This is a genomic window from Geodermatophilus obscurus DSM 43160, from assembly GCF_000025345.1.
Classification (GTDB): domain Bacteria; phylum Actinomycetota; class Actinomycetes; order Mycobacteriales; family Geodermatophilaceae; genus Geodermatophilus; species Geodermatophilus obscurus.
The window spans coordinates 1018833-1031402 of the sequence record NC_013757.1; the positions used below are offsets into that span (position 1 = coordinate 1018833).

14 protein-coding genes are annotated in these 12570 nt (G+C 73.3%); all 14 read right to left on the reverse strand.

Features of this window, described 5'->3' with window-relative positions; genetic code table 11:
• Window positions 1-45: 45 nt before the first annotated feature.
• The 14 genes from GOBS_RS04745 to GOBS_RS04810 all read right to left on the reverse strand — a co-directional run bounded on the left by GOBS_RS04745 (window position 46) and on the right by GOBS_RS04810 (window position 12427).
• On the reverse strand, window positions 46-273 hold the full coding sequence (locus tag GOBS_RS04745; protein WP_012947158.1) for a hypothetical protein: 228 nt from the start codon (window positions 271-273) through the stop codon (window positions 46-48).
• On the reverse strand, window positions 270-2429 hold the full coding sequence (locus tag GOBS_RS27990; protein ID WP_012947159.1) for a hypothetical protein: 2160 nt from the start codon (window positions 2427-2429) through the stop codon (window positions 270-272). Before GOBS_RS27990 ends, GOBS_RS04745 begins: the two co-directional genes overlap by 4 nt.
• On the reverse strand, window positions 2410-4452 hold the full coding sequence (gene flhA / locus GOBS_RS04755; RefSeq protein WP_012947160.1) for a flagellar biosynthesis protein FlhA: 2043 nt from the start codon (window positions 4450-4452) through the stop codon (window positions 2410-2412). Before flhA ends, GOBS_RS27990 begins: the two co-directional genes overlap by 20 nt.
• A 135-nt stretch (window positions 4453-4587) precedes the next feature.
• Window positions 4588-5721: an EscU/YscU/HrcU family type III secretion system export apparatus switch protein gene (locus GOBS_RS04760; protein ID WP_012947161.1), complete on the reverse strand. Its 1134-nt coding sequence runs from the start codon at window positions 5719-5721 to the stop codon at window positions 4588-4590.
• Between the two features lie 53 nt (window positions 5722-5774).
• A complete protein-coding gene (gene fliR / locus GOBS_RS04765) occupies window positions 5775-6539 on the reverse strand; it encodes a flagellar biosynthetic protein FliR (protein WP_012947162.1) in 765 nt (254 codons plus the stop codon).
• A gap of 5 nt (window positions 6540-6544) precedes the next feature.
• Entirely contained in the window at window positions 6545-6820 is a 276-nt protein-coding gene (gene fliQ / locus GOBS_RS04770; protein ID WP_012947163.1) for a flagellar biosynthesis protein FliQ, read from the reverse strand.
• 73 nt (window positions 6821-6893) lie between these two features.
• Window positions 6894-7727 carry a flagellar type III secretion system pore protein FliP gene (gene fliP / locus GOBS_RS04775; RefSeq protein ID WP_012947164.1) on the reverse strand — a complete coding sequence of 278 codons (834 nt, stop codon included), beginning with the start codon at window positions 7725-7727 and terminating at the stop codon, window positions 6894-6896.
• Window positions 7727-8116, reverse strand: a complete 390-nt coding sequence (locus GOBS_RS04780; protein WP_012947165.1) for a FliO/MopB family protein — start codon at window positions 8114-8116, stop codon at window positions 7727-7729. The genes fliP and GOBS_RS04780 overlap by 1 nt, the downstream gene beginning before the upstream one ends.
• Window positions 8113-8862, reverse strand: a complete 750-nt coding sequence (gene fliN / locus GOBS_RS04785; protein ID WP_012947166.1) for a flagellar motor switch protein FliN — start codon at window positions 8860-8862, stop codon at window positions 8113-8115. The genes GOBS_RS04780 and fliN overlap by 4 nt, the downstream gene beginning before the upstream one ends.
• Window positions 8859-9812: a flagellar motor switch protein FliM gene (locus tag GOBS_RS04790; protein ID WP_041241877.1), complete on the reverse strand. Its 954-nt coding sequence runs from the start codon at window positions 9810-9812 to the stop codon at window positions 8859-8861. Before GOBS_RS04790 ends, fliN begins: the two co-directional genes overlap by 4 nt.
• A gap of 120 nt (window positions 9813-9932) precedes the next feature.
• The gene (locus tag GOBS_RS04795; RefSeq protein WP_012947168.1) at window positions 9933-10412 is read right to left on the reverse strand and encodes a flagellar basal body-associated FliL family protein; all 480 of its coding nucleotides are present in this window, start codon (window positions 10410-10412) and stop codon (window positions 9933-9935) included.
• A complete protein-coding gene (locus tag GOBS_RS04800; RefSeq protein WP_012947169.1) occupies window positions 10405-11346 on the reverse strand; it encodes an OmpA/MotB family protein in 942 nt (313 codons plus the stop codon). Before GOBS_RS04800 ends, GOBS_RS04795 begins: the two co-directional genes overlap by 8 nt.
• A gap of 31 nt (window positions 11347-11377) precedes the next feature.
• Complete coding sequence (locus GOBS_RS04805) at window positions 11378-12148, reverse strand: motility protein A (RefSeq protein WP_012947170.1); 771 nt, start codon at window positions 12146-12148, stop codon at window positions 11378-11380.
• Window positions 12149-12151: 3 nt separating this feature from the next.
• The gene (locus tag GOBS_RS04810) at window positions 12152-12427 is read right to left on the reverse strand and encodes a flagellar FlbD family protein (protein ID WP_243697643.1); all 276 of its coding nucleotides are present in this window, start codon (window positions 12425-12427) and stop codon (window positions 12152-12154) included.
• Window positions 12428-12570 lie beyond the last annotated feature (143 nt).

A 12570-nucleotide genomic window follows, 5' to 3' on the forward strand; every position in this document is an offset into this window, starting at 1 on the left:
CCCCGGCAATGGGGCCCGGGAGCAAGGGCGATGAGCGACCCGCGGTCAGGGCGCCGCGGGGCCGGGGTCCTCGTCGGCGAGGGAGGAGCCGGCCGGCGGGCGCGGCGTGCCGGCCCAGCGCAGCAGCGCCACCACGCCCCAACCCGCCGCCAGGCACCACGGCACCCGGGTGACGACGTCGTGCGTGCTCAGGTCGCCGCGCAGGCCCAGGGCCAGCAGCGGCAGGGTCAGCAGGAACGACACCGCGAGCACGTCCCAGCGCAGCGGGCTCATGCCCCCGAGGTCTCCAGCCGCTCGCACAGCAGCGAGGCCCAGCGGTGCGCGGTCGCCCGGGCGCCGTCGAGGAGGGCCACGGGCGTGGAGGTGCGGCCGAGCACCGCGGCCGGGTCGGCCGTGAGGTCGGTGTCCTGGACCATCAGCGCGTCCACGCGGGGCAGCGCGTCCAGCCACGGGCCGACGTCCTCGGGCTTGCGGGTGGCCTCCACGACCGCCCACACGCCGACCGGCGCGAAGACCGCGACCATCTGCTCCAGCCAGGCACCGCCACCGGAACGCAGCGGGACGTCGACCGCCACGATCGTCAGCGCGCTCGACCGGTCGGCCTCCTGCTTGCGCTCGAGGGCCGTGTCGATGCTGGTGATCCGGTTGTCGCGCGGAGCCAGCGCGGCCAGGTCGCCGCGGGAGGCCCACTGCAGCTGCTCCCCGTCCAGCCGCAGCGAGGCGGCCAGCGAACGGGCGGCGGCGAGGGTCTCGACGCCGGGCCCGACGACCAGCAGCACGTCGCCCGCCCCGGAGGGCAGGGCCGGCGCGGCCGGCAGACCGGCAGCCAGCGCGCGCGTCAGCGCGGCGTAGGCCCCGCGCCGGGCGACCTCGACGGCGAAGTCCTCGCCGAGCAGCCGCTCGGGCACGCCGAGCTCCAGCAGCCGGCCGATGAGGGCGTCCTCGGCCGCACCGGGCAGCGGACCGGTGGCGCCGCCAGAGGTCGACCGCCCGCGCACCGACGGCACGACCATCGGGGCGGAGCGGCGCCACGCAGCGGCGCGCTTGTCCACGGGCAGCCGGGTCACGGTCGCCAGCCGGGCGTCCGCGGTCGGCGGCGCCAGGCGGGCGACCGACTGCCCCGGCGCGCGGCCGATCGCCGGCGGCACCGGCGGCCGGCCCAGCAGCGGCGGCACGGCCAGCGCGGTGCCCGGCGCCGGCGGGGGCAGCAGCGACAGCGGCGGCAGGATCGTGGTGGCGTCGGCGGGCAGCGGAGCCGGGTCGCTGGCGGTCGGTGCCAGGACGTCGGCCTCCACCTCCCACTCGTCGGCCTCGGCGGTCGCGTCGACCCACACGGGGATCTCGGCGGTGTGCGCCTCGGCGAAGGCCTCGCCCCACGCGTCGTCGGCCCGGGCGGCCTCCTGCTCGTCCGGCGAGGAGCCGGCGAGCACGCCGCGCAGCAGCTGGGTGAGCGCCGCGTCGGACGTGTCGTGTGCCAGGGCAGCGCGCAGCACCTCGGCGATCGCCTCCTCGTGGGAGGTGATCGGCCCGGTGCTGAAGTCCGGCTCGTGCACCCACTCGGGCACGGGGGCCGGCTCGGGCAGCGGCGCCGGGGGGACGACGGCCGCGGCGGGCTGCGGCGCGGGGGTGGGCTGCGGCGCCGGGGGGACGACGGCCGCGGCCGGGGCGGGCGTGGGCGCCGAGCCCCAGAGGATGTCGAGACCCGCGTCGTGCTCGTCGGAGGACCAGCCGGTCCCGGCGGCCACCGCGGGCGCGGCGACGGGTGCCGGTGCCGGCGGGGCCACGGGAGCCGGAGCCGGAGCAGGTGCGGAAACGGCGGCGGGCGCGGGAACGGCGGCAGGTGCGGGTGCCGCAGCCGGGGCGGGAGCGGCCGGCGCGACGGCGGCGATCGCCTCGTCCACGGCCTCTCGCACGTCGACGTCGCGGGCCACCATCTGGGCGAGCGCGGCGGTGAACGGCGACGGCGGCAGCGCGGCGTCGTCCACCACGGGAGCCGCCGGAGCCGGGGCCGGGGCCGGGGCGGCCGGAGCGGGAGCCGAGGCTGGCGCCTTGCGGAAGCCCTTCGCCGCGGCCGGGCGGGCGGCGCGCGGCGCGGAGGTGCGCGAGTACAGCCCCACGGCGGGCTGGCCGGCGCCACCGCCGAGCAGGTCGGCCACCTCGTCGACCGGGTCGGGCAGCACCGGGTCGCGGCGCAGCGCGGCCTCGATGCGGGCCAGCGACTCGGCCTTCGACGCCGGGCGGCGCTCGACGACGGGCGGCGGGGCGATCTCCTCCACCTCGGCGACGAAGCGCTCGGTGGTGAAGAAGCCCATCACCCCGCCCCTGCGGACGCGGCGGATGCCGACGATCCGGACGGACGAGCCGTACTTCTCCCGCGCGGCGGCGATGGCGCCCTCGCGGGACGCGGCCTCAACGGACGGCAACGGCACCGTTCACCACTCCCAGTGACTCGATCTGGGCCGTGCGGGAGACCTCCGTGTAGGAGATCACCGGCAGGCGGGGGAGGATCTGACGCATCAGGCGGGACAGGGCGGCCCGGACCTGGGGTGAGCACACCAGCACGGGGGACAGGCCCAGGCGCTCGGCGTCGGTCAGCAGGCCGGTGCACCCGTTCACCAGGGCGTCGACCGTGCCGGCGTCCAGGGCGAGGACCTGACCGGCCTCGCTCTGCCGCACGGCCTCGAGCAGGCGCTGCTCGAACGCCGGGTCGAGGGTCATGACGTGCAGCCTCTCGTCGGGCGTGACGTACGGGTGGCTGATCGCCGCCCCGAGCGCCGTCCGGGCGGCCTCCACGAGGCCGTCGACGTCGGTGGACACCTTCGCCCGGACCGAGAGCGCCTCGAAGATGCGCACCAGGTCGCGGATGGAGACGTTCTCGGCGAGCAGCCCGTGCAGCACCCGCTGGATCTCGCCCAGCGTGAGCAGCGTCGGGGTGAGCTCCTCGACGACGATCGGGTGGGTCCGCTTGACCATCTCGACCAGCAGCCGCACGTCCTCCCGGCCGAGCAGGTCGGCGGCGTTCTGCCGGACGACCTCGGCCAGGTGCGTGGTGATGACCGACGAGCGGTCGACGACGGTGGCGCCGGCCATCTCGGCCTGCCGCTGCAGCTCGACCGGCACCCACTTGGCGGGCAGCCCGAACACCGGCTCGCGGGTGGCCCGGCCGGGCAGCCCGTCGAGCATGTCGCCGATCGCCAGGACGGTGCCGGCCGGCGAGGTGCCCTTGGCCGCGGGGACGCCGTTGAGCCAGATGACGTACTGCGAGGCGGGCAGGTCCAGGTTGTCGCGGGTGCGCACCAGCGGGATGACCAGGCCGGTCTCCATGGCGACCTTCCGGCGCAGCGCCTTCACGCGGTCGAGCAGGTCGCCGCCGCGGGAGGCGTCCACCAGGTCGACCAGGTCGAAGGCCACCTCGAGCTCCAGCGGGTCGACGCGCATCTTGTCGGCGATCGCCTCGGGGGAGTCGGGCTTGGGCTCGTCGTCCGCGGTGGCCTGCGGGTCGGCGTCCTCGTCGACGTCCGGGGTCTCCTGCATGCGCGAGGCCATCAGCAGGAAGAGCCCACCGATGATCAGGAACGGCAGCTTGGGCAGGCCGGGGATCAGGCACAGCGCCAGGGCGGCGCCGCCGGCGATCTGCACCGGCTGCTTGAAGCGGCCGAGCTGGGCGAGCAGGTCGCTGCCCATGTCCCCGTCGGAGGCCGAGCGGGTGACGATGATGCCGGTCGCGGTGGACAGCAGCAGCGCGGGGATCTGGGAGACCAGGCCGTCGCCGACGGTCAGCAGCGAGTAGGTGGAGACGGCGTCGCCGGGGGCCATGCCCAGCTGCATGACGCCGATCGCCATCCCGCCGATGAGGTTGATCAGCGTGATGATGATGGCGGCGATGGCGTCGCCCTTGACGAACTTCGAGGCACCGTCCATCGAGCCGTAGAAGTCGGCCTCGGCGGTGACCTCGGTGCGCCGCCTGCGGGCCTGCTTCTCGTTGATCAGCCCGGCGTTGAGGTCGGCGTCGATGGCCATCTGCTTGCCGGGCATCGCGTCGAGGGTGAAGCGGGCGCCGACCTCGGCGACGCGGCCGGCACCGTTGGTGATGACGACGAACTGGATGATCGTCAGGATCACGAAGATCACCAGACCGACGATCAGCGAGCCGCCGATCACGAAGTGCCCGAAGGCCTCGATGACCTTGCCGGCGTAGCCGTCGGTGAGCACCAGCCGCGTCGAGGAGACGTTGAGCGCCAGCCGGAACAGCGTCGAGATGAGGATCAGCGACGGGAAGACGGCGAAGTCCAGCGGCCGCCTGATCTGCATGGCGACCAGCAGGATCAGCAGCGACGCGGTGATGTTCAGCCCCAGCAGCAGGTCCAGCACCGCGGCGGGCAGCGGCACGACCAGCATGAGGACGATGGCCACCACGCCGATCGGGACGGCGGCCTTCGAGATTCCTCGCACGGACCACTCATCGGCGGATCGCCCACTCCGGAGCACCGTCGTCCGCCCCAGCCGTCACGCCCACCCCAGCCGCCCCGTTGGCCCTCCTGCCTCCCACCGCGAGCCTGCGAGGCGCGGGGGCAGGGGGGTCCTCGTTCAGCGGCGGGCGCCCGCCCGGGGCAGGTCCTCGACGTCCGGTGCGGCGAAGCCGGGCCGGTGGAAGCCGCCGCGCACGCCACGGGCCGACAGCTGCATGACGAACGCCAGCACCCGCGCGACCGCGGTGAACAGCTGCGCGGGCACCTCCTGGCCGATCTCGCAGGAAGCGTGCAGCGCGCGGGCCAGCGGCACGTCCTGCACCAGCGGGACCCGCGCCTCGGCGGCGCGCTCGCGGAGCTTGGCGGCGACCTCGTCGGCGCCCTTCGCGACGACGCGGGGCGCGCCGCGGTCGGGCTCGTACTTCAGCGCGACGGCGACGTGGGTGGGGTTGACCAGCAGGACGTCGGCGTCGGCGACCTCGGCCATCATCCGGTTGCGCGACATCGCCATCTGCGTGGCCCGGCGCTGGGCCTTCACGTGCGGGTCGCCCTCGGAGTTCTTGTGCTCCTGCTGGATCTCGTACTTGGTCATCCTGAGCTCCTTCATCGTCCGCTTGCGGACGATGACGTAGTCGGCGACGGCGATGACCAGGCCGGTGACCGCGACGACGCGGATCATCAGGACGGCGGAGTCGGTGAAGGTCGCGGTGATCGCCGACAGCGGCAGCGCGCCGGCGGACGACACCAGTTGCTGAGCGCGGTCGCTGGTCACGACGACGACGGTGCCCAGTGCCGCGGTCTTGATGACCGCCTTGGTCGCCTCCCAGAGCCCGTGGCCGCCGAACATCCGCTTCATCCCCGGGAAGGGGTTGAGCTTCTTCAGCGTCGGCTTCATCGGCTTGCCGCTGACGGTGACCCCGCCCTGCGCGGCGGACGCGGCGACGCCGACGACCATGAGGGCCACCGCCATCGGCAGCGCGACGGTGACGAAGGTGTCCAGCGCCTGCCCGAGCAGGGCCGTGACCGCCTCCACCTCGGGGGTCTCGACGACGGCGCCGACCTGCACGAACATGGCGCCGACCTGGTCGAAGGCGTTGCGCACCAGCATCGGCAGCAGGAAGCTGGCCGCCGCGGCGCCGACCCAGGTGCCCAGTTCCTGGGTCCGTGGGATCTGGCCTTCCTTGCGCGCCTTCTTGAGGCGCTGCGGAGTGGGGTCCTCGGTCTTCTCCCCACCCGGCCCGTCCTTGGCCACGGCTCACCCCCTCCCGTGCCGGGGGGACGGCGGCATCCGACACCCGTCCACCGTCACCCGCTCCGCAGGGAGACCATCGCCCGGACCGCGTGCTCGAGCAGCGCATCCAGGGCGGGGGGCAGCAGCGGGAAGGTCAGGCCGAGCAGGGCCATCGTCAGCATGATCTTCACCGGGAAGCCGAACGAGAAGATGTTGAGCGCGGGCGCGGCGCGCGACAGCAGGGCGAGCGCGACGTCGGCGAGCAGGAGCACCGCCACCATCGGCCCGGCGATCTGCAGCGCGGCCAGGAACATCATCGACAGCGCGGTGATGAGCACCTGGGCCAGCTGCTCGGTGGGCACCGACCCGCCGACCGGCAGCCCCTCGTAGGAGGTGGCGAAGCCGCGCACGACGAGCAGGTGGCCGCCGCTGGTGAACAGCAGCGTGGTCGCCAGCAGGTAGTGCAGCCGGCCGACCGAGGAGCTGGTCGTCATCGACAGCGGGTCGTAGGCCGGCTGCAGCGAGAAGCCGCCGGTGAGGTCGATCAGGTCGCCGGCGTACTGGACGGCGGCGAACAGCACGTGGACGACGAAGCCCAGCGCCGCGCCGATGGCGACCTCGGTGACCGCGCCGACCACCAGGAAGCCGGTGGTCGGGTCCGGCAGCTCCGGGGCGATGCGGGTCATCAGCGCGACCGACAGGGCCAGCGCCAGCGCCCCCTTCACCGGGGCCGGGATGCTCCTGGAGTTGAACGGCGGGGCCAGCAGGACGAAGCCGGTGGCGCGGGCGGTGCCGAGCAGCAGCGCCGCCATGGTGCCCGCCGGGACCTCGAGGTCCACGGCCGCTACGTCCGGTCGAGAAGGCGGGGCAGCGAGTCGAACAGGCCCTGGGTGAAGGTGACCAGCTCGGAGAGCACCCAGTTGCCCGTGACCAGCAGCGCGATCGCGACCGCGATGACCTTCGGCACGAAGGAGAGGGTCGGCTCCTGGATCTGCGTCGCCGCCTGGAACAGCGAGATGAGGAAGCCGACCAGCAGTGCGGTCAGCAGCACGGGTGCGGCGACCTTGGCGGCGACCAGCATGGTCGCGACGGCGATCTCGGTGACGTCCGCGTCGCTCACGACGACTCCTCGCCGGCGCTCGTCGCCGCCGCTCGCGGCGCTGCTGTGCTCATCGATGAGCTCGCGAGCTCGCTCATCCGTAGCTCCCCACCAGCGCCGTCGTGATCAGCGCCCACCCGTCGACCACCACGAACAGCAGCAGCTTGAACGGCAGGGACACGATCACCGGCGGCACCATCATCATGCCCATCGACATGAGCGCGGCGCTGACCAGCATGTCCAGCACCAGGAACGGGATGAAGACGACCAGCCCGATGATGAACGCGCTCTTCAGCTCGGACAGCACGAACGCCGGGACGAGCGTCGTCATGCTCACCGCCGCGGCGTCGGTCGGGGCCTCCTCGCCGGAGAGCCCGACCATGAGCGACAGCTCGTCCTCGCGGGTGTTGTCGAGCAGGAACTCCCGCAGCGGCACGACGCCGACGTCGTAGGCCTGCGTCATGGTCATGGCGCCGTTGAGGTACGGCTGGACGGCGGTCTCGTTCATCTCGGAGAACACCGGGCCCATGACGAACAGCGTCAGGAACAGGGCGATGCCGGTGAGCACCGTGTTCGGCGGCGACATCTGCATGCCCAGCGCGTTCCTGGTCAGCGACAGCACCACGATGATCTTGGTGAACGAGGTGGCCAGCAGCAGCACCGCCGGCGCGACCGAGAGCACGGTGACCGCGAGGATCAGCGTGATCGACGTGCTGGGGCTGCCGCCGCCGATCGAGATGTCCACGCCGTCGACGCCGGGGACGACGGGGGCGGTCGGGGCCGTGGGCTCGACCGGCGCGGTGGGGGCGGCGGACGCCGGGCCGGCCAGCAGCGCGAGCACCACACCGAGCAGCGCCGCGAGCAGCAGGACCAGCCCCACGCGCCGGGCGGCCGGGACGCCCCTGACGGGAGCGGGGGAGGAGGTCATCAGCGGCGGACCGTCCGCTCCCGCAGCTGGCTGACGAACGTCGTCCAACCGTTGCGGTCGAACACCGAGCCGGCGAGCGCGCCGGGCCCGCCGGTCAGCGCGGGCTGGGCGGCGGCCACCCGCCGCTCGGCGATGGCCTCCTCGATGACGTCGCCGTCCACCTCGGCGAGCAGCGTGACCTGCTCCTCGGTGGAGCCGACGACCAGCACGCGGTCGGCGATGCGGACGACGCTGACGCTGCTGGCCCGGCCCATGCGCTGCCGGGCGACCACCTCGATGAGGCCGTTGCCCTGACCGAGGCCGCGCTTCTTCGCGACCCGCGCGGCGAACCAGAGGACGCCGCCGATGAAGACCAGCGAGAGCACCAGCCGGATGACCATCCACGTCATGACGTCCGCGCCCCGATCTCGGACGCGGCGGCGTCGGTGACGATCTCGCTGATCCGCAGGCCGAAGTCCTCGTCGACGACGACGACCTCGCCGCGGGCGATCAGCGTGCCGTTGACCAGCAGGTCGGCCGGGGCGCTGGCGGCGCGGTCGAGCTCGACCACCTCGCCGGGGTGCAGCGAGAGCAGCTCACCGACGGTCATCCGGGTGCGGCCGATCTCGACGGTGACCTCCATGGCCACGTGCCGCAGCAGGTCCAGGCTGCCGCGCTGGGTGCGTGCCTGCGGCAGCGTCACCTGCAGGGCGAGGACCGCCTCGACGGTGCCGCCGCCGGCCAGCAGCGGGACGGCGACGAACATGCCCTTGTCCCGCAGGCCGTCCATCGCGGTGTCCGGGTCCTCGGTGTGCTCGGCGTCGACGCGCACCCGGCCCAGGGTGGCGGCGGCGGCCTCGAGGGCCGGGCGCAGCGCGGTGGCGACGTCCATCGGGCCGACGGGGGAGTTGGCGAGGGCGTCGACGACCTCGGCGGAGACGACGAGGACGACGTCGCCGCTCACCTCGCCGGAGAGCCGGGCCGCGACCGCGGTGGCGGCCGTGGCCGGGGCCAGGACGGCGTCCGGGTCGCTGACCGGCGCGCCGGGGACGAGCTCGGCCGTCGCCGGCACCAGCGCGGCCGCGGCCCGGGCGGCGGAGGCCACGACGGCGATCACGGTCTCGGAGGCCTGGGAGTGGTCCACGGTGGCGGTCATGCGGTGTCCTTCTGGGCTCGGTTCTGCGAGGTGGCCGGGGTGGGGACGATGGCGGCGGCGAGCCGGCGTCGGTGGTTGCTGGCGATCGCGTAGGCGAAGGTCACCTCGTTGGTGGTGACCTCGAGCGGGGCGTCCTGCGGGTGGCGCAGCAGCAGCACGTCACCGACGGCGAGGGAGAGCAGGTCCTCGGAGGACACCTCGAGCGGGGCGAACCGCACGCCGACGTCGACCGGCACCTGGGTCAGCCGCTCGTTGAGCGCCTCGAACGCGCGCCGGCGCTTGGCCTGCGCGGACTCCGACAGCTGCGGGGAGGCGGCGTTGTTCAGCGGCACCTGGAAGGAAGAGAAGGGCAGCACCAGCGTGGCCTCGCCGCTGCGGCTGCCGATGCCGATGGTGTAGGAGGCCACCATCACGGTGTCCGACCCGGACGCGGCCTGGGCCAGCTGCGGGTTGTACTCGATCTCGCTGAGCTCGGGCTGCAGCTCGATGATGTGCGAGAAGGAGCCGGCGAGCTCCGACAGCAGGCGGCCGAGCAGGTGGTTGGTGATCGCCGTCTCCATGACCGTCATCGGCCGGTCCGGCTGGTCGGCGGAGCCCGAGCCGCCGAGCATGTGGTCGACGGCGGCCATCGCGATGTCCAGCGGGTACGCCAGCACGCCCTTGCCGGCCAGCGGCTCGATGGTGAAGGTCGCGAGGAAGCAGGGGTCCGGGAGCGAGGCGACGTAGTCGTCGTAGGAGTGCTGCTCGATGCCCAGCAGCTCCAGTCGCGCGCCGGCCCGCAGCATCGTGGTGAGGACCGTCGTCGTCTGCCGGGCGAACGCCTCCTGGGCGATCTGCAGGACCCGCACGTGCTCCCGGGAGAGCTTGGTGGGGCGGCGGAAGTCGTAGGTGCGGGGTTCGCCGCGGCGGCTGCGCCCGGTGGGGGCGGGTCCGTTCTCGGGGCGGGTCACGCAGTGGTTCATCGGCGGGGGACGAGTCCGCCCTGACCGGCGTCGCGGGGCTCGGCCGGTCAGGGCGGACGGGTGTGACAGGTGGTGCGAGAGAGGCTCACCGACGGTGTGCCCCCGAGGTCACTGGGTGACGTACTCGGTGAGGTAGACGTGCATGACCATCGGGACGCCGTCCTCGGTGTAGGCCTCGACGATCTTGTGCTCCAGGGCCTCCTTGAGCGCGTCGCGGGCGCCCACCACGTCCGCCGGCTGGGCCTGCGAGTAGGTGGCGATCACCAGGTCGAGGGCCTTGGCGCCGTCGACGCCGCCGCTGCCGTGCCCGCCGGCGGCGGCGGCCGCGGTGTACTCCAGGGTGATGCCGATCTTGAGGAAGCCGCCGCCGGCGAGGTTGACCGCGATCGGCTCCAGGGCGGTGTACCCGCCGTGCTCGGGCTCCGGGGCCGCCTCGGCCTCGCCGCTGCTCGCGAACAGGAAGAAGTACGCCGCCCCGGCGAGCGCGAGCACGGCCACCAGGCCGACGATGAGCAGCTTCTTCTTGCCGCCGCCCTTCGCCTCGTCACCCTCGGGGGACTCGTCCTTCTTCGTCTTCTTGTCAGCCATGGGTCTCCTCCTGGGGGGTGCCGGCGGCGGTCGTCCCGCCGGCGGTGGTCGCGGCGTCGAGGCCGGGGAGCAGTTCCTTCGCCTCGGCGGAGGCGTCGGACAGGACCACCACGTCGACGCGGCGGTTGACGGAGATGGAGTTCGGGTCCGTCGGCGGGACCAGCGGCCGGGTGTCGGAGTAGCCGTTGGCGACCATCCGGGCGCCTGGGACCCCGCCGGTGGTCAGGTACCGGACGACGGTCGTCGCGCGGTAGGCCGACAGCTCCCAGTTCGACGGCCAGATCCCGCCCGGCGTGACCGGCAGGTGGTTGGCGTGGCCCTCGACGCCGAGGGAGTTGGGCAGCCCGCGCAGCGTGGGGGCGATCGCGTCGAGGATCTGCCGGCCCTCGGGCCGCAGCACCGCCTGCTCGGCGTCGAACAGGACCTGGTCGGCCACGATGTGCACGACCAGACCGCGCTCGTCGATCTCGAAGCGGGCCGCACCGGCGTGGCCGGCGGCGGCCAGCGCGGCCTCGATCTGCTCCCGCACCTCGGAGAGGTCCTCGTACTCGGCCCGGGCCTCCGCGGCGACCTGCCGCGCCTCGGCGAGCGCGGCCTGCGCGGCGGCGGCGTCCACCTCCGCCTGCTCCACGGTCTGGTCCGGGACGATGGCCGAGGCGATGTCGACCGCGCCGGGCAGCCCGTCGAGCACCGAGCCCTCCGGCGTCGGTCCGGGTTGCACGGTGACCGGCCCGCCGAAGCTCGCCGCCAGGCCCTTGGCCAGCGCCGCGAACTTCTGCTGGTCGACCTGGCTCATCGCGTAGAGGACCACGAACAGCACGAGGAGCAGCGTCATCATGTCCGCGTAGGACACCAGCCACCGCTCGTGGTTCTCGTGCTCCTCCTCCTCGTGCTTCTTGCCGCGGCGGCGGCCGCCGTGGCCGCCGGAACTCACCGCGCCCCCTCTGGTGAGCTCGCGAGCCCGCTCATGCTGCCTCCTTGGCGACCTCACTGGGCGGGATGAGGGAGGTGAGCTTGAGCCGGACCGCGCGCGGGCTGGTGCCGGCCTGGATCTCGGTGATGCCCTCGACCAGCAGCTCCATCTGCGCGGCCTGCAGCTCGCTGACCCGCAGGATCTTGGCGCCCATCGGCAGGAACCAGAAGTTGGCGGCCATGACGCCCCACAGCGTCGCGACGAACGCCGCGGCGATCATCGGGCCCAGTGCCTCGGGGTTGCTGAGGTTCCCCATCACGTTCATGAGGCCGACGATGCAGCCGACGATGCCGATGGTCGGGGCGTAGCCGCCCATCGCATTCATGAACTTGGCGGCCACCTTGTCCTCCGCCTTCTTGGCGGAGATCTCGCTCTCCAGGACGGCGCGCAGCTCCTCGGGGTCGGTGCCGTCGATGCCCATCTGCAGCCCGCGCTTGAGGAACGGGTCCTCGATCGCCTTGACCTGGGCCTCCAGTGCGAGCAGGCCCTCCTTGCGGGCCCTCTCTGCGAGGGTCACCAGGGTCTGGATCTGCTCGGTCGCCGGCGGGACCTTGGCCGGCATCACGGCCATCTTGAACCAGGCGGGCATCTTCTTGAGGTCGTCCATCGTCTGGCTGGACATCGCCGCGCCGAAGGTGGCGACGATGACCAGGATGATCGCGGGGAGGAAGAGCAGCGACGTCGGGTCGGCACCCTCCATGACCATGAAGATCAGGAGCGCGACGAGGGAGACGACGAACCCGATCAGGGTGGCGGGGTCCACGGGTCAGCGCTCCTCGCGGGCCGGGAAGGGGACGACTGCGGCGTGCGCGTCCTCGTCGGTGGTGCGGAACGGCGACCGGTACGTGCCGCGGTCCATCTCGTAGGCGGTGGCGAGGATGCTCGCCCGGTACTCGCGGATCTCCACGAGCACCTCGTCGACGCTCTCCGAGACGATGTACTTGGTCCCGTCCACCAGGAACACGACGGTGTCGGGGTGGCCCTCGACCCTCTCGACGAGGTCGGGGTTGAGCGCGAACCGCTCTCCGTTCAGGCGCGTCACACGGATCACGGGGGTCCTCTTGCTCGATCGGGGAGGGGATGGTGGCGACCGCTCGAGGGGCTGCCGGTCTGCAGTTGTCTTCGGCGTGGCGCGGGCCTGCCTTGAGCCGAACAGGCCCCCTCACCCCTGCGGGTGAGGGGGTG